Genomic DNA, 20,532 nt, shown 5'->3' on the forward strand with positions numbered 1-20,532 from the left:
CCTCTCTCCCTCCTCCCCCCCCCGTCCCTTCACCTGCTCCGGCTCTCCCTCCCCCCCCCCCCCCCCCCCCCCCCCCCCCCCCCCCCCCCCCCCCCCCTCCCGGGCGGCTCCCGAACGGGTCTCGGGACTGGTCGCGGGCGCCGGGTCGTGCGGTCCCGCTGTTGTGCCGTACCGATTCGCCTGGTCCGGCGGGGGTCGTGCCCTGGTGCTGCCGTGCCGTGGGGTTCCGGCTCAGTGGGCCGCGACGCGCGCCATGGATCCGTGGCGCGGTTGCATCGGAACACCGCGGGCGGGTTCCGGTGCGGGCCTCGTTCCGGCGGCCGGGCGGCCGGCCGGGGCCGGGGCGCGGCGTGGCTGTGCGCCCACGCCGTTCTGGACGTCCATCACGGCGTGCGCCACGAGGCCGCCCATGGGGTCGTGCCGGATCAGATCCCGCAGCCGGGAACGGGACGAGCGGCCCTCGTTGCCCGGGTACAGGTGCTTGCCGAGACCGACCGCGTGGGCCAGTGCGGCGAGCGCCGCGGTCCGCGGGTCCGGCGGAACGCCGGTGCGGATCGCGGAATCCAGCCGGGACCTGATCTCCCGGCTGATGGCGGTGTCGGTCGCCTGGTACCGAGTCGTCGGCAACACCCCGCACATCTGGCCGGGCACGGCATGGACCATGCCGCACCGTTCCAGATGCGAGAGGTAGGTCTGGCGGAGCCCGAGACGGGGCCCGCCGATCCAGTGGACGGCCCGCACCGGGGCGCCGCGCCTGCGCAGCAACTCCAAAGCGGTGTCCAAAGTCGGATCACCAGTCGGCCGTGGCACCACCACGGCGATACGATCCCCGTCTGGGGCTATCCGTCCGGCCAGCGCCAGCTCCACTAGCTGTGCTCCGGCCAGACCGAGGTCGAGCGACTGCGGCTGTGCAGTGGTACCCGTGGCCGGGTCCAACGCCAGCAGCAGAAGCTCCTCCGGAAGTGTTCTGCGGCTCCTGCCCATCCATGCCTCCCCGCGTGGATGAGAGACAGGGTGACCCCTCTCACATTGGTCTGTCGAGGGTGCGTGACCGGAACGTAGTGGAACCGGTAGGTATGTCGTTCTCGTCTAGCGCAGGGGTCAATCCCTCACACAGGACACTGGTACATGGTTCGGGCAGCGGTGTCCGGGCGGCGGTTCACGGTTCGGCAAGGCGCGCGTGCGGGTGCGCGGCGCAAGGAGGAGGCATCGGTGGCGGGCGAGTCCCCCGACAGGTCGAAGCAGCAGGGGTCGTCGGCGAAAGCGACGTCGGGGAGCGGGGCTCCGGTTCCGGAGCCGGCCATGGCCGGGCGCGACCCCAGGCTCGCGATGACCGGCGAGAAGGCGCGGGTCGACCAGGCTACGACGGTGCTCTCCAGGAAGTCGCTGCGTGGTGGCTCCGCCGGTACGGCCGTTGGGGAGGCCGAGGAGGACTCGGCTCCCGCGGACTCCGCCGCCTCCGCCGCCTCCGCCGACTCGGCGGGCTCCGGTGCCGAGGACGCCGGAAGCGGGGCGCAGGAGCGTGCGTCGCTGGCTTCCTGGGTACGGACTGCTGAGGAGAACGAGTCGGAGGAGAGCGCGTCGGAGGCCGAGCCGGAGGACGAGGCCGCGGGCAAGGCAGGGGAGAAGGCGAAGGGGGAGGCCGAGAGGAAGGCCGAGGCGGAGCCTGGGGACGGATCCGAGGAGACGGCTGAGGCGGACTCCGAGGGCGCGTCGAAGGGGCCGCAGGCGGAGTCCGAGGACGCGTCGAAGGAGCCGCAGGCCGAGTCCGAGGACGCGGCCGACGAGGCTGAGGCCGAAACGGCTGCCGCGGAGGCCGCGCAGGCCGCCGATGTCGAGGACGACGCCGACGCCGATGCGGAGGACGCACCCGAAGCGGAGGCCGAGGGCACCTCCGACGCGAGCGACGCCGCCGCCGCCGAGCCTGCGACTTCGGAGGCCGACGCCCGCGCCGAGACCGAGGACGAGGTCAAGGACGGGACCGAGGTCGAGACCGAGGACGAGGACAAGGGCAACAAGCGCAAGCCCGAAGAAGCTCCCAAGTCCGAAGCAACGGACGGAAAGTCCAACGAGGCGGAAGAAAGGCGCGAAGAAGGCAAAAGGGAAGGAAAGGGTGAAAAGGGCGACTCCGGGTCCGACGACGACAAGGAAGACCCCGAACCCCCCGTAGACCAGCCCACCGCCGTCTTCAAGGCCCCACGGCCGCCCGCCGTCGACCAGCCCACCACCATGCTCAAGGTGGGCGACGCCAAGCCCTCCGACAAGTCCGGCCCCTCCTGGGCGGCCAAGTCGGGCACGTCGGACAAGCCCGAGTCCGACGCCGAACGCACCAGCAGGTTCGTCCCCTTGAAGTCGCTGGACGAGCCCCGGACCGCACCGGCGGAGGCCGCGCGTCCGGCGTCCGCGGAGCCGAAGCGCGCCGCGGGTCCCGCGGAGGCGACCGCCGCCATACCCCAGGTCGGCCCGGAGCGCACCACCCAGCAGCCGATCCCGCCCAAGCCGCCGCTGGATCTGCTCGCGGAGCTGACGAACACCCCGCCGCCCCCGGAGACCCCGGTCCGCACCGTCCTGCGGCGCATCAAGATCTGGTCGCCGCTGGTCCTGCTGCTGGTGATCATATTTGCGATCGTGCAGGCGGTCCGCCCGCTGCCGACCCCGGCCCTCGCCCTGACCGCCGACCAGACGTACACGTTCGCCGGCGGCAAGCTCGACCTGCCGTGGCCGGGCCAGGGCCAGTCGGCCGTGGAGGTCGAGGGCGTCGGCATGGTCGGCACCGAGGGCCCGCAGAGCCCGAAGCCCATCGCGAGCGTCACCAAGATCATGACGGCGTACGTCATCCTCCAGGGCCACCCGCTCAAGGCCAACCAGGGCGGCCCGGTCATCACCGCCGACCAGCAGGCCGAGGACGACTCGAAGAAGGAGGACGAGTCGACGGCGGCCATAAAGAAGGGCCAGAAGTTCTCCGAGCTGCAGATGCTGCAGATGCTGATGATCCCGTCGGGGAACAACATCGCGCGACTGCTGGCCCGCTGGGACTCCGACAACACGACGTTCGTCGGCAAGATGAACGCCGCCGCGAAGAAGCTCGGCATGACGCACACGACGTACACGGACCCGAGCGGTCTGGACAAGACGACCGTGAGCACGGCTGTCGACCAGCTCAAGCTGGCCAAGGCCGTCATGCAGAACGAGGTGTTCCGCAGCGTCGTCGGGATGGCCAAGGCGGACATCCCCGGCCTGGACCAGCCGATCTACAACAACAACGACCTGCTGGTGAAGCAGGTCGGCGTGATCGGCCTGAAGACCGGTTCGTCGACCCCGGCCGGCGGCAACCTGGTGTGGGCGGCGACGAAGGTGGTCGACGGCAAGACGCGGATGATCTACGGCGCCGTCCTCAACCAGGACGCCCACACCGGCCGCGTCTGGGACAGCCTGCAACTCGCGCTCACCAACAGCCAGAAGCTGATCAACACCGTCCAGCAGGGGCTGACCACGGCCACCGTGGTGAAGAAGGGCGAGGTCGTCGGGTATGTGGACGACCAGCTCGGTGGGAAGACGCCGGTGGTCGCGACCGAGAACCTGACGGCGGTCGGCTGGCCGGGCCTGAGGACGAAGCTGTCGATCGGTGACGACGGCACGGCGCCTCCGCACGAGGCGAAGGCCGGCAAGGTCGTCGGCAAGCTGACGGTCGGCGACGGCTCCAGCCACGCGGTGTCGGTCCCGGTGGCCCTCCAGAAGGACCTCGCCGAGCCGGGCTTCACGGACAAGCTGACCCGCCTCGGCTGAACCGGGCGCACCCTGCACACCGCAGCACCCCGCCGCGGAGCCCCACCCCGGGGCCCCGCGGCGGGGTGCGTGCTAGCGTCACGAAACGGGACAGGTCGCCGGTCGCGGAAGACGCGGCCGTGAAGCGGGAGCGAACGGGACGCGGCCGGGAACGGAAGACAGGACACGGGGAGTGCCTTCAGGTGGCCACAGCGGAGCCGACACACGCCGACGACGCCGACCGGCGACGTCACCCGGACGGGTCACCGGGCCCGCGAATACCGCTGGGCGCACCCACCCCTGATCCACCGGACCGCCCGGACCGCCCGGAACTACCGGACCGCCCCACGCCCCGGGTCCCGGCCCAGGCCCCGGCGGCCCCGGTTCCCGCAGTCACGGCCACCGGCTCCGCGCCCGCCGCCGAGGACACCCAGAAGGCCCCGCGCCTGCGCGCCCTGGCCGCCCGTGTGCGCTCCTCCCGGGCGGCGGACCTGGCCCGTCGCCACCCCGCGCTCACCGTCACGGCCCTCGCCGGAGTGCTGCACCTCCTCTGGTTCTTCATGTTCGCGAACAGCGGCGGCGACCTCGCGGCGCAGGACGCGTGGGCGGAGTTCGTCGGCCGTCACCCCGACTCGGCGTACAACCTCGCCTGGTACGGGGGCATGCACCCGGTCTCGTACAGCGTCGTGTCGCCGTATCTGATGTCGGTCCTCGGCGTCCGTACGACGATGATGATCGCCGGGACCGCCTCGGCCGGCCTGCTCACGCTGATCCTCATCCGCAGCCGTGCCGTCCGCGAGCCCTGGTGGCCGGCCCTCGCCGGGGTGTTCGGACTGCTGTGCAACGCCATCTCGGGCCGGGTGACGTTCGGCCTGGGCATGGTGTTCGCGCTGGGCGCGACCGCGGCCGTGTTCTGCTGGCCGTACCGCTGGCGCCGCAAACGCTGGGCGAAGGCGCTGTGCGCGGCGTCGCTGGCCGCGCTGGCCACGATGTCGTCCCCGGTGGCGGGCCTGTTCGTGGGCCTGGTCGCGGTGGCGCTGTTCCTGCAGAAGCGCCGCCGCGGCGCCTGGGCGCTGGGCCTGGCCCCCACCGCCGTCGTGGCCCTGTCCGCGTGGCTGTTCCCGTTCTCCGGCACGCAGCCGATGACCTGGGCGTCGACGATCCTGCCGTTCGCCTTCTCGGCCCTGGCGTTCTACCTGGTCCCGGAGGAGTGGAAGACGGTACGGATCACGGCGGCGGTGTACGGGCTGTCCGTTCTCCTCGTCTGGCTGATCAGCTCCCAGATCGGCTCGAACATCACCCGCCTGGCCATGCTGTTCGCGGGGGTGGCGCTGGTCGCGGCGCTGCCGTTCACGGTGCCGCGCAGCCGGAAGTGGTACGCGCTCGTGGTGGCGTTGACCGGCTTCGTCGTCTGGATCGGCATCAAGACGGTGGACGACATCATCCACACCACCCCCGCGGCGTCCTGGGCGCGCGAGCTGGCGCCGCTGGTCCACCAGCTCCAGGTGGTCGGCGCGGAGAAGGGCCGCGTGGAGGTGGTCCCGGCGCGCTCGCACCGCGAGGCCTCCGCACTGGCGCCGTACGTCAACCTGGCCCGCGGCTGGAACCGCCAGGCCGACATGGAACGCAACCCGCTCTTCTACGACGACACGCTCAACTCCGCGAACTACCACGCCTGGCTGCAACGCTGGGCCGTGCACTACGTGGTGCTGCCCAAGGGCGAGCCGGACGGCGACGGCGGCGAACGCGAACGCGAGCTCGTGCAGCGGGGCATGCCGTACCTGAAGCAGATCTGGGGCGACGCCAACTGGCAGCTCTTCGCGGTGACCGACCCGACCCCGCTGGCGGATCCCCCGGCCGTCGTGGACCGGGCCGAGCAGGGCGAACTGACGATCCAGGTGAAGACGGCGGGCCGCGTCCTCATCCGCGTCCCCTACTCGCCGTGGCTGGGCCTGGTCGACACCGAGGGCAAGGGCGTGAAGCCCCCGCAGGAGACGGAGGCCTCCAAGCACCGCGCCCAGGGCACCCCGAAGACGTACGACAACCTCAACGGCTGCCTGATGGAGGCCCCCGAGGACATCTGGGGCGACAAGTGGACGGAACTCCTGGCCCCGCGGCCGGGCACCTACCGCTTGGCCGCGCCGTACCAACTGCCGCGGGGCACCGCGTGCCCGGAGGAACTGAAGGGCGGCGACCAGTCGTCCGGCGGCTGAGCCGGAGTCCGCCGGCACGCTCGTCCCCGCCCCTGGGGGCGAGGCCGGTGCCCGCCTACGCGAGCTGGGCCTCGATGGCCGCCACGACCTCGGCCGCCTCCGGCTCCGTCTGCGGCGAGAACCGGGCGACGACCTCGCCGTCCTTCCCGATCAGGAACTTCTCGAAGTTCCAGCGGATGTCCCCGCTGTGCCCCTCGGCGTCCGCGAAGCCGACCAGTCGCTCGTACAGCGGATGCCGTCCGTCCCCGTTCACCTCGATCTTCTCGGTCATCGGGAAGGTCACGCCGTAGGTCGCCGAGCAGAACTCCGCGATCTCCTCGGCGCTGCCGGGCTCCTGCCCGAGGAACTGGTTGCAGGGCACCCCGAGCACGGTGAAGCCCAGCGGCGCGTACCGCTCCTGCAACCGCTCCAGGCCCGCGTACTGCGGCGTCAGCCCGCACTTGGAGGCCACGTTCACCACGAGGACGGCCTTGCCCGCGTACTGGGACAGGTCCGCGGAACCGCCCTGCAGCGCACCGATCGGGACATCGAGGACGGAGGCGCCCGCACTGTTGTCAGTAGTCGTCATGGGCGGATGCTAACTCCGCCGCCGTCGCCCCCGGGTGACGCGCCCGTCAGCCGCGCTGCGCTGTGACGAGCACCTCACCGGCGGCCGTGCGCGCGTACAGCACCGACCGTCCGGCGCGCCGCCGCTCCACGAGCCGGGAGTCCAGCAGCACTCTGAGGTGGCGCCCGACCGAGCCGAGCCCCTGCCCGGTCACGGCGACCAACTGGCTGGTGCTCATCGGGGAGTCGAGCAGCACGAGCACCCGGGCCCGGGCGGGCCCGAGCAGCGCGCCGAGACTCTCCGGGACGGCCGTGCGCGCCCCGTCCGCCAGCACGCCCGCGCACGGATAGACCAGGGCGTACCGGTCGGGCTCCTCCCAGGACACCCAGCCGGCCCGCTGCGGGGTGACGGGGACGAAGAACAACTGGGCGCCCGAGACCTCGCGCGGCGGGTACTCGTGGAGGTTGACCTGGAGCCGGTTGCCGCCGAGCCAGCGGGTCCGGCCCGGCCGCAGCGTTTCCAGTGCGGCGGCCCAGCCGCCCCGGCCGAGCTGCGCGGTGCGGGCGACGACATCGGCCTCCAGGACGCGCCGCCGCCGGTCCCAGTACGGCCGCACGGTCCGCGTCCACACGTCGGTGAGCAGATCGGCCGCACGTTCGGGCAGGTCGTCGCGGTCCAGGTCGGCGGGCAGCGGACCGCGCAGGGAGACGGTGAGATGGGCCCGGGCCGCGGCGGGCGAGGCGCGGCGCACGCGCTCGACGCCCTCCTCGAAGCTCTCCCCGTCCCGGGGCGTGGGCGTGAGGAAGTCGGCGATCCACTCGGCGCCGAGACCGCTGCGGACGAGCAGCGCGGTGACGGGGTCGCCGGCCAGCCGTGCGCGGTAGGCGGGCAGGTGCGCGTCCAGCCAGGCCCGTTCCCCGGGGTGGGCGGCGGTGCCGGCGTGCAGCAGCTTCAGGGCGGCGAACACCTCGGCGAGCGGCGAGAGCAGGAACCGGCTGCCGGCGAGGGTGTCGGCGTTGACGTACCAGAGGCCCATGGACGCCCTCACACTCGGGACCGGGCGGATGTTTCGCGCCTGCGCGAAACAATAACGGCCGCCTCCGGCCCGTGCCCACACTCCGCGCATGCGCAGCTACGCCGACCTCTTCCGCACCCGCGAGTTCAGCCCTCTCTTCCTGTCCTCCGCCCTCGAGACGGCCGCGTCCACGCTCGGCGGCCTGGCGATCGGCACGCTGGTCTACCGGGCCACCGACTCGCCGCTGCTGTCCGCGGTGAGCATGTTCGGCCCGCAACTCGCCCAGGTCGTGGGCGCGACGACCCTGCTGTCGGCGGCCGACCGGCTGCCGCCGCGCGCGACGATGACGGGCATCGCGTGCGCGTTCGCGGCCGGCACGGCGGCGACGGCGGCGCCCGGCCTGCCGGTGGGCGCCGTCTTCGCGCTGCTGCTCCTCCTCGGCCTCATCCAGTCGTTGGGCGGCGGAGTCCGCTGGGGCCTGCTGAACGAGATCCTGACCAAGGACGGATATCTCCTCGGCCGCTCGGTCTTCAACATGATGAGCGGTCTCATGCAGATCACCGGCTACGCGGCGGGCGGCGTCCTGCTGGCGGTCCTGTCGCCGCGTACGACGCTGCTGACGGCGTCGGCGCTGTACCTGACGGCGGCGGTGACGGCCCGCTCGGGCCTGACCCGCCGGGCGCCCCGCAGCTCGGGCCGCCCCTCCGCGGCGCAGACCTGGCGCACGAACGGGCTGCTGTGGTCGTCCCCGGAGCGCCGCACGACCTACCTCCTGCTCTGGATCCCCAACGGCCTGGTCGTGGGCTGCGAATCGCTCTACGTCTCCTACGCGCCGGACCGTGCGGGCGCGCTGTTCGCGTGCGGGGCGTTCGGCATGTTCGCCGGGGACGTGACGACGGGCCGCCTCCTCCCGCCCGCGCAGCGCCGCCGCCTCGGCATCCCGTTCCTGCTGCTCCTCGCGGCCCCGTACCTGCTGTTCGCGCTGCACCCCGCGGTACCGGTGGCGGCGGCCTGCGTGGCGCTGGCGTCGGTCGGCTTCGGCGCGAGCCTGATCCAGCAGGAGCGTCTGATGACGCTGACCCCGCCGGAGCTGAGCGGCCACGCCCTCGGCCTGCACTCGGCGGGCATGCTCACGATGCAGGGGCTGGCCGCGACGCTGGCGGGGGCGGTGGCTCAGGCCATGTCGCCGGGCCCGGCGATGACGGTCATGGCGGCGGCCTCACTCACGGCGACGCTGACCCTGGCGACGCCCCGCCACCGCCGCCCCGCCTCCGCGCCGGACCCCGGGATCAACTCCGACGAGCGAGAACGAGAAAGCCGGCCCAGGAGTCTCGGGGGACGGTGAGGGTGGGGCCGGGGGATCGCTTGGAGTCGCGGATGTGGATGGCCTTTGGGGTGGGGGCGATCTCCAGGCAGTTTCCACCTTGCTCGGTGCTGTAGCTGGACTTGTACCACTCCAACTCGGCAGTCATCGCTCTCCCAGGAGACGGTCCAACAGGCCCACGGATTCCTGCGAGTTGAGGGCCTGCGTCCGCAGCATCGCATACTTGCGCTCAAGGAGGGACACTTCGTCCGGATCGGCGATCAACCGACCGTTGCGCTGTCCCTCGACGTAGGCGACGCGTTGGTGGTCGGGTGTCTCGATGAGGACGAAGGGCCCGGAGAGCCCAGCGTGGAACTCACGTCCCACCGGCATCACTTGGAGGGTCACACCAGGAAGGCCGGACCAGTCGAGCAGCCGCCGCACCTGCTCCACGTACACGTCGTGTCCTCCCAGGCGATCCATGAGCGTCACCTCCGAGATGATGAAGGCGGCGGTCGGCGGCACCTTCTGCCGGAGCACCTCCTGGCGATCCATCCGGGCCGCCACGCGCTGCTCGATCTCGTCCTCGGTCAAGGCCGGGACCTCGTTGAGGAAGACGGCACGTGCGTACGCGGGAGTCTGAAGCAGACCTGGCAAGGCTTGGTTCTCGTACGACGACAGGGTCAGGGCGTCCCGCTCCAGATCGATGAACTCCTCCGCCCACCGCGGAAACAGATCCACCTCGGGCATGTTGGCCACGGCGACCGCCAATGCGCCCTTGGTGTCGAGTAGGTCGTCCAGCGCGGTGGCCAGATCCTCCTTCAGCAACCGCCGCCCCTGCTCGATGGACGCGATGGTCTCCTCGTCCACGAGCACCTCCTCGGCCAGGGACCGCTGGGTGTGACCGGCCGCCTTCCGGAACGTGCCGAGGATGCCGCCGACCATCTTCATGGCGGAGGCGTTCTTCCTGCGCCGGTTGCCACCGATGCCCATGCTGTCGAACTCCCCCCGCACTCCCGCACGTTCGCCAGGTCCACGCTGAACCCATGATGAACAGGAGACGTCACAGCCCGCTCTGCGAACGCTGTGACGTCACCGGTGGTACGGAGGTGCGCAGGGGGGCGCACGTCACTCGAGCTCCACTACCCCCGCACCTGACGTCTGGTCAGGTAGGCGGGCTAGCAAGGAGGGTGACGGCACAGCAAGGCCGTTTCGATGGCCGAATCCCTGGCCAGAGCTATGCAAAATTCAAGTAATCTGCGGAGCCGATCCGCTGTGTTTGTCGTCAGGGTTGCGGTGGCCCACCTGACCTCGAAGTGGTGTGGACCACAGGTGACGGCGGGTGTTGATCCACTGTGACGTATGGCCTCTGGCCTGCGGAGACGTAATGCGTGTCGACTGATGGGGCGCGTTCGTTCCGGTTGTGTCCGTGGGGGGTCCGGCGGGGTGCGGGTGCCTGTGGCGTGACGCAACCGACCGTCGGGCGCCGTCTTCACATCTTGGTCACACTCTTCCCTTCCTCCTACACATTGATATGGTCATCCTCCGTTTCGGCGATGAGGGGATGCCGGAGCGCTGAGAGGGGGACATCAAGTCGCGGGCATTCCAGCCGCGTTCGACGCGGCTCTGCTGAGACGACGTCCGCATCGATTCAGGCGATGCGGTCGGCTGCACTGATTTCTTTCTGACATTCCGGGTGCTGGGGAGCACCCATGTCTGCGCGGCAGAGTCCGCACGCTCGACGACGCCATTTTCGGGCTGCCCGGAAACGGCATTCCGTCCTGCGGCGACGGGCTTATTCAGGCTGCCCGCGGACTCCGTTCTTCTATGCCTTGGGGGGCTTTCATGAAGGCGTTGTCCATTGTCATACCCGCGCTCAACGAAGCGGCGAATCTGCCGGCTGTGATGGAGACCGTCCCGGTCGCCGAACTCGCCGCAGCCGGCTGGAGCACCGAGGTCGTCGTGGTCGACAACGCGTCCACCGACGGCACCGGCGACGTGGCGCGCGAGCTGGGCGCCCGGGTGGTGCACCAGCCGGCGCGGGGTTACGGGAACGCCTATCACGCCGGGTTCGGCGCGGCGGACGGCGACGTGATCGCCACCGGCGACGCGGACCGCACGTACCCGTTCGACGCACTGCCGGGCCTGCTGGCGACGCTGGAGGAGCGCGACGTCGAGTTCATGACCACCAACCGGCTGGGCCGGGAGAACGCCGCGGCCATGAAGCGCTCGCACACCATCGCCAACCACGCCCTCAGCGCGGTGAGCCGCATGCTTTTCCGCAACGGGCTGCGCGATTCGCAGTCGGGCATGTGGGTCTTCCGGCGTCACGTGTGGCACGGCATTGACGTACGGTCCACCGGTATGGCCTTCTCGCAGGAGATAAAGAACGCCGCCACGCTGGCCGGTTACCGCACCCTGGAGGTGCCGATCGAATACCGCAAGCGGGGCGGCGAGGTGAAGCTCAACGCGCTGCCCGACGGAATGGCCAACCTGCGCCAGCTGTTCCACCACCGCTTCCGCAGACCCCTCGGCGTGTCGGCCGGCGTCGCCGTGCCCGCGCAGCCCTCCGGTGTGGAGGAATTCGGGACCACCGCATGAGCCGACTGCTTGACGCGCCCGTCCGGCGGTCGGCGGTGCCCCCCGCGGGGCACCGCCGCCGCCGGCGGACGCGTGCCGTGCGAGGGCGGCGGGGCCGCGCCGTCGCCGCCATAGCGGCGCTGCTCGTGCTGGTGACGGTCGCGTGCACCGTGCCGTGGGTGCGGCATGAGCTGCGCGCCTCGTTCACCCGTCTGCCCAGCACCTACACGGAGCTGTACTTCGACGGCACGCCGGACGTCGTGCACGGCACGGCCGTGGTGCCGGTCACCGTGGTCGCGCACGGATCCGCCCCGCACACGTACCGGCTGCGCGTCTGGCTGACCACGGCGTCCGGTCGTACCGAGGTCTCGCGCACCGTCCGCCTCGCCCCCCGGGCCGAGGTGCCGCAGCGGACGACGTTCCGGCTGCCGTACCCCCGGGCGCGGCAGGACAAGGCGACCCGCACGGTGGTGCAGGTCGCCCTCCTGGGCCAATCCCAGACGCTTCACTACACCCTGGACGACACCTCGGAGGGCACCTCATGACGCAACGTCGGACGGTGGTCACCACGAGCTGGGACGACGGACACCGGCTCGACCCGCGCCTGGCGGACCTGCTGGAGCGGTACGGCGTACCAGGCACGTTCTACATCGCGCCCCGCAACATCGAGTTCGCTCCCGCCGACCGGCTCCCCGCCGACGGCATACGGGAGTTGGCCGCGCGCGACGACGTCGAGATCGGCGGACACACGCTCAGCCACCTGAGGCTGCCGCTGATCGACGAGGCGGCGGCTCGCGAGGAGATCAGTGCGGGGAAGTCCGAGTTGGAGGACATCCTCGGCGGCCCCGTCGTCAGCTTCTGCTACCCCCGCGGCGAGTACCGGCCGGTACACGTACGGCAGGTCGCCGACGCCGGCTTCCACCTGGCCCGAACCGTGCGGCGCAGCTCCCTGGCCACGGGGCCGCTGCTGGAGATGACCACCACCGTCAACGCCTACGCCCACCGGGTCGACGTCCCGCTCGCCCTGCGTTTGGCCGGCGGCAGACCAGGCCGGGCGGCCGAGTTGTACCTGCACTGGGACGAGCTGGCGATCCACTGGTTCGACCTGTGTCTGGAGCGAGGCGGCGTCTACCATCTGTGGGGACACAGCTGGGAGGTCGACGCACGGGGCGACTGGGCCCGGCTCGAGCGGGTGCTGGACCACATCGGCGGCCGGTCGGACGTTCGCTATGTCACCAACGGAGCGCTGACCGGGGCAGGTGTCGCATGAGCACGGTGCTGCAGATCACCCCCTACTACCCGCCTCACCTGGGCGGACTGGAACGCGTCGTGGAGAGCCTCGCCGCCGGCCTCGCCGAGCGGCACGACGTGCGCGTGGTCACCACCACCATCGGCTCCGAGGGCGCCCCGCGCCTGAGCCGCGAGGGCGGGGTCGGCGTCGTGCGCCACCGGTCGCTCGAGGTCGCCCACACACCGATCGCGCCCGGCATCGCCCGGACGCTGCTGCGCAGCCCACGGCGTTCGGTGCTGCACCTGCACTCCGCCCACGCGTTGCTGCCGGAGATGGTCGCGCTGCTGGCCCGGCTGCGCGGACAGCGGTTCGTGCTCCACTTCCACCTGGACGTCGACGCCTCCGGACGCCTGGGCTGGCTGCTGCCCGCCTACAAGCGGCACGTCTTCGGCCGGGTGCTGCGCGCCGCCGCCGCCGTGCTGGTGCTCACCCCGGCCCAGGCCGACTTCGTCACCGCCACCTACGGGGTGCCCGCCGAGCGGGTGTTCGTCGTTCCCAACGGGGTCGGCGCCCAGTACTTCATGCCCGTGCGCGAGCCCGCCGAGGGCACCCTCGATCTGCTCTACGTGGGCCGGCTCAGCTCCCAGAAGCGCGTCGACCGACTGCTGGAGGCGATGGCCCTGGTGACCCGTCCGGTGCGGCTGCGCATCGTGGGCGACGGCGAGGACCGTGACGAACTCGCCGCCCACGCCGACCGGTTGGGCCTGAAGAACGTCCGCTTCGACGGGCCGGCACTGGGCGCGGACCTGGTGCGTGCCTACGCCGACGCCGAGGCGTTCGTGCTGCCCTCCGACAAGGAGGGCATGCCGCTCGTCGCCCTGGAGGCCATGGCCGCCGCCCTGCCGGTGATCGCCACCCGCGTTCCCGGCAACGTCGAACTCCTCGACGGGATCGGCCTGCTGGCCGACCCCGAACCGGCCCGGCTCGCCGAGGCCATCGACGCGATCGCCGCCGACCTCCGGCTCCGCGCCGACCTCGGACGGCGCAGCGCCGAGGCCGCCCGGCGCCACAGGTGGGACGCGGTCGTCCGGCAGGTCGAGGACATCTACACCGAGGTGCTCTCGTGAACATACGCTCCTGGGCCGTCACCACCGCCCTGGTGGCGGCCCTGCTGGAATGCGTGCCGGGCACCCCGGCCGTGCTGCTGGTCCCGGCGGGGCTGTGGCTGCTGCTGGGCGCGCCCGCCCTGCTGTCGACCGGGCTCACCGAGCGGGCGCTGTCGACCCGGGACGGACGGGTGCTCATCGGGCTGGGCCTGAGCGTCGTCGGGGCCCTCGCCCTGCTGCTGGCGGTCAACACGCTACTGCCCGTTCTGGGCGTGGACCGCCCCCTGGAACGGGTGCCGCTCGCCTTGTCGGCGGCGCTGTACGTGGTGGCGCTCGCGAGTGTGTCCGCGTGGCGCGCCTCCGCCGGATGGCGCTCGCTGCTGCCCCGGACACCTCTGCGCGCGGGCCGCCCGCCGGCCTCCCGCCCGGCGGGGCTCGTCCCTGTCGGCGGCCTCGGCGCGCTCGTCCTGGCGCTGTGCGTGGCCGGCCCCGTCCGCCTCAACAACGGCCTGGGCGGCGGCGTCGCCGTCACCGCGCTGGTCGTGGTCACCGCGCTGCTGGCGCTGCTCATCGTGCGGCGCGGCCGGTACGCGACCGGAGTTCTGGAGCTGGGCCTGTGGTGCGCGGCCGCCGGGATCCTGCTGCTCACCAGTCTGCGCGGCTGGTACATCACCGGGCACGACATCCAGCGCGAATACGAGGTCTTCCGGCTGGCCGCCGACGCCGGCCGCTGGAACATCGGCACCTTCCGCGACCCGTATAACGCCTGCCTGAGCATCACCCTGCTGCCGGCCGCGCTCACGAGGCTGACCGGCATCGAGGGCACGTACATCTTCAAAGTCCTGCTGCCGCTGCTGTTCGCGCTGACACCCGTACTGGTGTACCGGTCCGTGCGGAACACGGCACCGCAGATCGTCGCGCTGCTGTCCGCGGTGTACCTGATGATGTTCCCGACCTTCTTCACGGACATGACCTTCCTGGGCCGCCAGGAGGTCGCGTTCTTCCTCATGGGCTGTGCGACGGTCGTGGTCACCGACACGGCCCGGCCGTTCGCGCGGCGGCGTGCCCTGTTCACGGTGCTGGTGGTGGGCATCGTCCTGTCGCACTACTCCACCACCTACGTCCTCGTCGCCGTCCTGGCCCTGGCGCTCGCCGCCGATGTGGCCTGGCGGCTGCTCGCCAGGCTGCGCCGAAGGCCGGCCGCCGGGCGCGGCTTCCTGACGTGGTGGATGGTGGCGGCCACCGCCGCGGCGGCCTTCGTGTGGTCGGGAGCGGTCACACACACCACCGGGCAGCTCCACAGCACCCTGTCGCTGACCGCCCGGGAACTCACCGGGCAGAGCACCGACACCGCGTCCTCGGACGTGTCCTACAGCCTGTTCAGCAGCGCCTCGGTCAGCGCCGGGCAGCGGCTCGTCGACTACCGGGCCGAGGCCGTGCGGCAGACGGAGGGCGGCCGGGCGCAGGGCGACTACCTGCCTCTGCGGACCGTCGACCGGTACGCCGTCCCCGTCGTCTCCGAGCAGGCGAAGCTCCCCCTGACCGCGGTCGGACGTACCCTGCAGACCGCCGGCATCGACGTGCCGGCGGCCAACGGCCTGCTGCGCGCCTGTGCCGCCGCCCTGCTCCAGGTGCTGCTGCTGGTCGGCCTCGCCCTGGTCCTGTGGCCCCGCCGCACCGGACGCCGGCGCCCCCGGCCCGGCTTCCGGCCGAGCCGTGACCAGGTCACGCTGTCCCTGGGCATGCTCGGCGTCATCGCCCTGCTGACCGCGCTGCCCCAACTGTCCGTCGACTACGGCGTGCTGCGCGCCTTCCAGCAGGGCCTGTTCTTCTTCGCGCCCTTCGTCGCCGGCGCCTCGCTCTGGCTGTTCCGCTGGACACGCCGATGGGCGGTACCGGCAGCCTGCGTGCTCGCCCTCGGCCTGCTGCTGGACCTGACCGGCGTCGTACCCAAGGTGCTGGGCGGCTACCCGGCGCAGCTGCACCTGGCCAACTCCGGCCAGTACTACGACATCTACTACGTCCACCCCGAGGAGCGCACCGCCATCCGCTGGGTGCAGTCCCGCGCCACCGAGACCCAGCGGGCCGACGTCCAGTCCGAGGTGCAGACCGACCGCTACACCTTCAGCCGTCTGCAGTCGCTGATCCGGGGCCGCGCGCAGAACGACATCTTCCCGGTGCTGGTGGGCTCGCGCACCTACGTCTTCCTCGGCACCACCACGGTGACCAAGGACGAGGCCACCACGTTCTACCGCGGGGACCTGGTGACGTACCGCTACCCGGTCGGCCTGTTGGACGTCACCAAGAACAAGCTGTACAGCAACGGGGGAGCGGAGATCTACCGATGAAGCGGGTCCTGCTGGTCAGCCACTACTACCCGCCGCACATCGGCGGCATCGAGAACGTCGTCCGCAACGAGGCCCGCCACCTGCGCCGGGCCGGCGTCGAGGTGACGGTGCTGACCAGCGGTGCCAGGACCGTCACCGAGGAGGACGACGGGGTGCGGGTGGTGCGCGTCGCCGCCTGGAACCTCCTGGAGAAGCGGGCCGGCGTACCGTTCCCGCTGCTGTCGCCCCGGGTGTGGCCGGCCGCCGTGCGCTGGGCCCGCTGGGCCGACGTCGTCCATGTGCACGACTGCCTGTACGTGACGTCGTGGGCGGCGGGCCTGGCGGCGGCGCTGACCCGTACCCCGCACGTGCTCACCCAGCACGTCGCCGTGGTCGAACACCCCTCCCGTGCCGTGCGCGCCGTGCAGCGCGGCGTGTACCGGCTGGCGGGGCGGGGCCTGCTGCGGCGGGCGCGGCGCGTGCTGGTCGTCAACGGCCGGGTCGCCGACTTCGTCACCGCCCACGGAGCCCGCCCCGCGGCCGTCAGCCTCCTGGCCAACGGCGTCGACACCGACGCGTTCCGCCCGCCCGTCTCGGACCAGGAACGCCGGGCCGCCCGGCTGCGCTTCGGCCTGCCCCAGGACCGCGTCCTGGTGCTGTTCGTCGGCCGGCTGGTGCCCAAGAAGGGCTACGACCTGCTGCTGGCCGCCGCCGATCCCGCCTATGACCTGGTCTTCGCCGGCGACGGCAGCGTCTCCACCAGCGACCGTCCCGGGGTGCACCACCTCGGCGCCCTCCCACCGGAACAGCTCGCCGAGTTGTACCGTGCGGCGGACGTCTTCGCCCTGCCGTCGGCCGCCGAGGGCTTCCCGCTTACCGTCCAGGAGGCCATGGCCTCCGGCCTGCCCGTCGTCACCACGGACGACCCCGGATACGCCCCCTACGGCCTGGACCGCAGCCGGGTCCGGCTGCTGCCCCGTGAAGTGCCCGCGCTGCGTGCCGCGCTGACGGAACTCTCCGGGGACGAGGAGCTGCGCGCCGCCATGGGCCGCTACTCCCGTGCCTGCGCCGCCGAGGGCTTCGCCTGGCCCGAGCACACCGTCCGGCTCCGCGCCCACTACACGGGGGCCGACGCCGGCCCGGTCACCCGGGAGGCGGTGGCGTGAGGCGGGTGATCCGGGCGGCGCTGGAGACGATGCTCGTCCACGGGCTGCTGGGCTGGCTCTACGTCGCCGCCGTCGCCGCCGCACGGCCGTCGGCCCTGATCGTGCCGATCAGCTCTCTGCTTCCCATGCGGCGCGACACGTTCGGCGCCGTCTGCTTCGCACTGTCCGCGCTGGCGGCGACGCTGCTGCACGCCACCGCCGGACGCTGGTGGACGCGGACCGCCCCCCGGCGCGGCGTCGTAGGCGCGCTGTTGCGCACCGGCACGGTCTACGGCCTGCTCATGTGGGCGTACCTGTGCGTCAACTCCCTCACCCACCCCGAGACCCTCGCCCGCCCGCTCACCCACTTCGGCGACGTGCCCCGGGAGGGGCAGACCGCGTCGTGGGCATTCGCCGTGACGGCGGTGACCCTGCTGCTCGCCCGGGCCCAGGCCCGGCCCGATCGCCCGGCGGGGGAGTCCGCATGAGCCTGATCGCCCGCTCCGCCCCGCCCCCGCAGGCCACGGCCCGCCTCGCCCGCGCCCGGGCCATGGTGCGCGACCCGCTGATCGCCAACTCCCTTTTCCTCATGGCCACGACCGCGCTGGGCGCCGGCGCGGGCTTCGTCTTCTGGATCCTGGTCGCCAGGCTCTACCCGGCCGCCGACGTGGGCCGCGCCTCGTCGCTCCTGTCGAGCCTGTCCCTGCTGTCGTACTTCAGCCTGTTCGGGCTCAGCTCGACCCTGGTCCGGCACCTGCCGACCAGCGACCGGCGCGCGGAGGAGGTCAGCACGGCGCTCAGCACCGTCGTCGTTTGCTCCTGCGCCATCTCCGGCGGCTTCGTGCTGCTGGTGCCCTGGGTCGCGCCCGAACTCGGCTTTCTGCACGCCTCGTTCTGGTACGCGGCGGGCTTCGTCGTGCTCGCCGCCGGCGCGGCCGTCAACCTGCTCACCGACTCCGTCTTCGTGGCCTTCCGGGCGGCCCGCGTCAACCTCGCCGTCAACGGCGTGCTGATGAGCCTGGTCAAGCTCGCCCTGCCCGTGCTGTTCGTCTCCGCGGGCCCCTTCGGGATCTTCGGCGCCAGTGCCGCCGCGTCCACGGTCGCCGCCGCGGCCAGCATCCTGGCCATCCGCCGCGGTCTGCGCCTGAGGGTCCGGCCGGCGTTCTCATGGCGCACCTTCCGCGCCACTCTGGGCTACTCGCTCAGCAGCTACCTGTCCGGCAGCCTCAACCTGATTCCGCAGATCGTGCTGCCGATCGTCGTCCTGCAGATGCTCGGACCGGTCCCCGCCGCCACCTACTTCGTCGCCTTCCAGATCGCCAACCTGGTCAACTCGGCCTCCTACGCCATCGGTGAGGCCCTCTTCGCCGAGGGCTCCCAGCACGGCGCCGCCCTCGGCCGCATCGCCGTCCGCTCCGGCAAGGCCATCGCCCTGGCCACCGTCCCGGCCGTGGCGCTGGTGGCCGCCCTGGCCCGGCCCGTCCTGCACGTCTTCGGGCCCGCGTACGAGGCCCACGGCACCACCACGCTGACCGTCTTCACGCTCGGCTCACTCGCCGTGGCCTTCAACACCTGGGTCAGCTTCCTGCTGAAACTGACCCGGCAGCTCGTCGCCATGGTCGTCTCCAACGCGGTCCTGGTCACCGTTGTCCTCGCGGTCGCCCTGACCCGGCTGCACGAGGGCCTGCCGTGGGCGGGAATCGCCTGGGGCGTCGGCAACCTCGCCTCCGGAGTCGCCGCGGGCGTCGCCCTGCTGGCCGGGGGCGTACGCGCACCGCATACGGGACGGCACCGGCGCGCGGGGGAGGAAGGGGAGACCGGATGAGATTTCTGCAGACGACCGGCGCCGCGCGTACTGGCCCGGCCTCGCGTGGACGAGGACAGCACCACCGCCGCACCGGCGACCGCATCTACCGCAGCTCCTTCTTCCTGCTCGTCTCCACCGTGGTGACCGCCGGCCTCAGCTTCGTGTTCTGGGTGGTGGTCGCTCGTTTCTACACCCCTGCCCAGGTGGGGCTCGCCACCTCGCTGATCTCCGCCACCTCGCTGCTGGCCACGTTCAGCCTGCTCGGGCTGAACAACACGCTGATTCGGTTCCCGGCCGAGCGGGAGGCACGCAACGCGCAGATCAGCCAGGCGATGGTGCTGGTGTCGGCCGTGGGTTGCGTGGCGGGCGGCATCTACTTGGCGGGACTGCCGCTGTACGGCGCCAAGCTGGCGTTCGTCCGCAACGACTGGCTGTCGGCCGCAGCCTTCGCCGCCTTCTGCGGCTGCGCGGCGGCGAGCATGCTGGTGAAGTCGGTCTTCAACGCGGCCCGCAGCCCGGAGTTCAACGTCCTGATCGACGGACTGACCCAGGGCGCGGCCAAGCTCGCTGTTCCGGCGGTCCTCACCGGGTTCGGTGTGTTCGGCATCGTCGCCTCGGCGGGCGTGGGGTACGTGGTGACGGTCGTGGTCGCCGTGCTGGTGCTCCGGCACCGCCTGGGCTTCCGGCTCGACTTGCGCACACGCGGCACCCGGCTGCGCGAAAAGTTCCGCTTCTCCGCGGCCAGCCACCTTTCCAACCTGGTCAATCTGGCACCGGTGCTGGCCACCCCGCTGATCGTGCTGCACCACCTGGGGGCGGCCGAGGCCGGCTACTACTTCGTGGCCTTCCAGATCGCGGCCATGCTGAATGCCGTCTCCACCGCCGTCGGCGAGGCCGTCTTCGCGGAGGTCTCGCACCAGGAATCGCGCTTCCGGGAGCTGATGCTGCGCTCGGGGCGGATCATCGCAGCCGTGCAGGTGCCCGCCGTGATGGTCGTGGTCGTCGGCGGAGGGCTGCTGCTGCGCATATTCGGCGCCGGGTACGCCGAACAGGCCCGGCCCCTGTTGACCGTGCTGGCGATCGCCGCCCTGCCGGTCGCCCTGAACACCTGGGCCTGCTTCGCACTCAAGCTGGCCCAGCGCATGCGGCAGCTGATCGCCGCCAACACGATCATGGCAGGCCTGTCCATCGGCCTGAGCTTCGCCTTCGCCGCCCGCGGGCTGGTGTGGGTCGGCTACGCGTGGGCTGTGGGCAATGCGGTGGGCGGGGTGTTCGCCACGTTGTGCCTGGTACGGGGGCGGCCGGACGTGGCGTCGACGCCGCCCGGTGGTTCAGCCGCCGAAGCCACGGGAAACCGGGCCCCGACAGGGCCGGTCGGGGTGACCGCGGCCGGTCCGGCCGCTCCCGGGGAGTCGCCCCAGCCGGTCCCGCCGATCCTTACGGGGGCGGAGTGAACCATCCCTGCGCCCCTTACCGGCATATCTTCGCGCATC

The 20,532-nt window shown here is 71.9% G+C and carries 17 protein-coding genes; 12 read left to right on the forward strand and 5 right to left on the reverse strand.

Annotated features, from left to right (window positions below):
• Positions 1–231 precede the first annotated feature (231 nt).
• On the reverse strand, positions 232–984 hold the full coding sequence (locus tag ACZ4SW_RS02715) for a GOLPH3/VPS74 family protein (protein WP_468236978.1): 753 nt from the start codon (positions 982–984) through the stop codon (positions 232–234).
• Between the two features lie 318 nt (positions 985–1,302).
• Here ACZ4SW_RS02715 and ACZ4SW_RS02720 point away from each other — a divergent pair, with 318 nt between their 5' ends.
• Together ACZ4SW_RS02720 and ACZ4SW_RS02725 are read left to right on the forward strand one after the other, a co-directional pair.
• Positions 1,303–3,786, forward strand: coding sequence for a D-alanyl-D-alanine carboxypeptidase (locus ACZ4SW_RS02720; protein WP_468236981.1), 2,484 nt, complete (start codon positions 1,303–1,305; stop codon positions 3,784–3,786).
• A 182-nt stretch (positions 3,787–3,968) separates the two neighbouring features.
• Complete coding sequence (locus tag ACZ4SW_RS02725; RefSeq protein WP_468236983.1) at positions 3,969–5,978, forward strand: MFS transporter; 2,010 nt, start codon at positions 3,969–3,971, stop codon at positions 5,976–5,978.
• Between the two features lie 55 nt (positions 5,979–6,033).
• Here ACZ4SW_RS02725 and ACZ4SW_RS02730 read toward each other — a convergent pair whose 3' ends face one another.
• Both ACZ4SW_RS02730 and ACZ4SW_RS02735 read right to left on the reverse strand, forming a co-directional pair.
• Positions 6,034–6,546 (reverse strand): glutathione peroxidase, encoded by a 513-nt coding sequence (locus ACZ4SW_RS02730; protein WP_468236985.1) that lies wholly within the window; start codon positions 6,544–6,546, stop codon positions 6,034–6,036.
• Positions 6,547–6,592: 46 nt separating this feature from the next.
• Entirely contained in the window at positions 6,593–7,561 is a 969-nt protein-coding gene (locus ACZ4SW_RS02735) for an ArsR/SmtB family transcription factor (RefSeq protein WP_468236987.1), read from the reverse strand.
• Positions 7,562–7,649: 88 nt separating this feature from the next.
• Between ACZ4SW_RS02735 and ACZ4SW_RS02740 the strand changes: the two genes are divergently transcribed.
• Positions 7,650–8,885 carry an MFS transporter gene (locus ACZ4SW_RS02740; protein WP_468236990.1) on the forward strand — a complete coding sequence of 412 codons (1,236 nt, stop codon included), beginning with the start codon at positions 7,650–7,652 and terminating at the stop codon, positions 8,883–8,885.
• Here ACZ4SW_RS02740 and ACZ4SW_RS02745 read toward each other — a convergent pair.
• Both ACZ4SW_RS02745 and ACZ4SW_RS02750 read right to left on the reverse strand, forming a co-directional pair.
• The gene (locus ACZ4SW_RS02745; protein WP_384609687.1) at positions 8,830–9,012 is read right to left on the reverse strand and encodes a DUF397 domain-containing protein; all 183 of its coding nucleotides are present in this window, start codon (positions 9,010–9,012) and stop codon (positions 8,830–8,832) included. The two genes, ACZ4SW_RS02740 and ACZ4SW_RS02745, sit on opposite strands and share 56 nt — an antisense overlap.
• A complete protein-coding gene (locus tag ACZ4SW_RS02750) occupies positions 9,009–9,836 on the reverse strand; it encodes a helix-turn-helix domain-containing protein (RefSeq protein ID WP_468236993.1) in 828 nt (275 codons plus the stop codon). The genes ACZ4SW_RS02745 and ACZ4SW_RS02750 overlap by 4 nt, the downstream gene beginning before the upstream one ends.
• A gap of 861 nt (positions 9,837–10,697) precedes the next feature.
• On the opposite strand from ACZ4SW_RS02750, the gene ACZ4SW_RS02755 reads away from it, so the two are divergent.
• From ACZ4SW_RS02755 to ACZ4SW_RS02795, 9 genes are read left to right on the forward strand one after another with little or no spacing between them, the layout of a single operon-like run.
• A complete protein-coding gene (locus tag ACZ4SW_RS02755) occupies positions 10,698–11,444 on the forward strand; it encodes a glycosyltransferase family 2 protein (protein ID WP_468236995.1) in 747 nt (248 codons plus the stop codon).
• Positions 11,441–11,968, forward strand: coding sequence for a hypothetical protein (locus ACZ4SW_RS02760; RefSeq protein WP_468236998.1), 528 nt, complete (start codon positions 11,441–11,443; stop codon positions 11,966–11,968). Before ACZ4SW_RS02755 ends, ACZ4SW_RS02760 begins: the two co-directional genes overlap by 4 nt.
• Positions 11,965–12,693: a polysaccharide deacetylase family protein gene (locus tag ACZ4SW_RS02765; RefSeq protein ID WP_468237000.1), complete on the forward strand. Its 729-nt coding sequence runs from the start codon at positions 11,965–11,967 to the stop codon at positions 12,691–12,693. The genes ACZ4SW_RS02760 and ACZ4SW_RS02765 overlap by 4 nt, the downstream gene beginning before the upstream one ends.
• Positions 12,690–13,781 (forward strand): glycosyltransferase family 4 protein, encoded by a 1,092-nt coding sequence (locus tag ACZ4SW_RS02770; protein WP_468237003.1) that lies wholly within the window; start codon positions 12,690–12,692, stop codon positions 13,779–13,781. The genes ACZ4SW_RS02765 and ACZ4SW_RS02770 overlap by 4 nt, the downstream gene beginning before the upstream one ends.
• The gene (locus ACZ4SW_RS02775; protein ID WP_468237005.1) at positions 13,778–16,108 is read left to right on the forward strand and encodes a hypothetical protein; all 2,331 of its coding nucleotides are present in this window, start codon (positions 13,778–13,780) and stop codon (positions 16,106–16,108) included. The genes ACZ4SW_RS02770 and ACZ4SW_RS02775 overlap by 4 nt, the downstream gene beginning before the upstream one ends.
• Positions 16,105–17,253, forward strand: coding sequence for a glycosyltransferase family 4 protein (locus ACZ4SW_RS02780; RefSeq protein WP_468237008.1), 1,149 nt, complete (start codon positions 16,105–16,107; stop codon positions 17,251–17,253). The genes ACZ4SW_RS02775 and ACZ4SW_RS02780 overlap by 4 nt, the downstream gene beginning before the upstream one ends.
• The gene (locus ACZ4SW_RS02785) at positions 17,250–17,720 is read left to right on the forward strand and encodes a hypothetical protein (RefSeq protein ID WP_468237011.1); all 471 of its coding nucleotides are present in this window, start codon (positions 17,250–17,252) and stop codon (positions 17,718–17,720) included. Before ACZ4SW_RS02780 ends, ACZ4SW_RS02785 begins: the two co-directional genes overlap by 4 nt.
• Positions 17,717–19,057 carry a lipopolysaccharide biosynthesis protein gene (locus tag ACZ4SW_RS02790; RefSeq protein WP_468237013.1) on the forward strand — a complete coding sequence of 447 codons (1,341 nt, stop codon included), beginning with the start codon at positions 17,717–17,719 and terminating at the stop codon, positions 19,055–19,057. Before ACZ4SW_RS02785 ends, ACZ4SW_RS02790 begins: the two co-directional genes overlap by 4 nt.
• Positions 19,054–20,493, forward strand: coding sequence for a lipopolysaccharide biosynthesis protein (locus tag ACZ4SW_RS02795; RefSeq protein WP_468237015.1), 1,440 nt, complete (start codon positions 19,054–19,056; stop codon positions 20,491–20,493). The genes ACZ4SW_RS02790 and ACZ4SW_RS02795 overlap by 4 nt, the downstream gene beginning before the upstream one ends.
• The last annotated feature ends 39 nt before the right edge of the window (positions 20,494–20,532 follow it).

The sequence above is a fragment of the Streptomyces sp. NPDC028331 genome, assembly GCF_055565775.1.

Excerpts from the sequence above, each read along its gene's own strand:
- ACZ4SW_RS02790 (WP_468237013.1), top strand. The coding sequence starts at position 17,717 with ATGAGCCTGATCGCCCGCTCCGCCCCGCCCCCGCAGGCCACGGCCCGC.
- ACZ4SW_RS02745 (WP_384609687.1), bottom strand. The coding sequence starts at position 9,012 with ATGACTGCCGAGTTGGAGTGGTACAAGTCCAGCTACAGCACCGAGCAA.
- ACZ4SW_RS02780 (WP_468237008.1), top strand. The coding sequence starts at position 16,105 with ATGAAGCGGGTCCTGCTGGTCAGCCACTACTACCCGCCGCACATCGGC.
- ACZ4SW_RS02740 (WP_468236990.1), top strand. The coding sequence starts at position 7,650 with ATGCGCAGCTACGCCGACCTCTTCCGCACCCGCGAGTTCAGCCCTCTC.
- ACZ4SW_RS02795 (WP_468237015.1), top strand. The coding sequence starts at position 19,054 with ATGAGATTTCTGCAGACGACCGGCGCCGCGCGTACTGGCCCGGCCTCG.
- ACZ4SW_RS02715 (WP_468236978.1), bottom strand. The coding sequence starts at position 984 with ATGGGCAGGAGCCGCAGAACACTTCCGGAGGAGCTTCTGCTGCTGGCG.
- ACZ4SW_RS02750 (WP_468236993.1), bottom strand. The coding sequence starts at position 9,836 with ATGGGCATCGGTGGCAACCGGCGCAGGAAGAACGCCTCCGCCATGAAG.
- ACZ4SW_RS02730 (WP_468236985.1), bottom strand. The coding sequence starts at position 6,546 with ATGACGACTACTGACAACAGTGCGGGCGCCTCCGTCCTCGATGTCCCG.
- ACZ4SW_RS02770 (WP_468237003.1), top strand. The coding sequence starts at position 12,690 with ATGAGCACGGTGCTGCAGATCACCCCCTACTACCCGCCTCACCTGGGC.
- ACZ4SW_RS02765 (WP_468237000.1), top strand. The coding sequence starts at position 11,965 with ATGACGCAACGTCGGACGGTGGTCACCACGAGCTGGGACGACGGACAC.
- ACZ4SW_RS02735 (WP_468236987.1), bottom strand. The coding sequence starts at position 7,561 with ATGGGCCTCTGGTACGTCAACGCCGACACCCTCGCCGGCAGCCGGTTC.
- ACZ4SW_RS02760 (WP_468236998.1), top strand. The coding sequence starts at position 11,441 with ATGAGCCGACTGCTTGACGCGCCCGTCCGGCGGTCGGCGGTGCCCCCC.
- ACZ4SW_RS02720 (WP_468236981.1), top strand. The coding sequence starts at position 1,303 with ATGGCCGGGCGCGACCCCAGGCTCGCGATGACCGGCGAGAAGGCGCGG.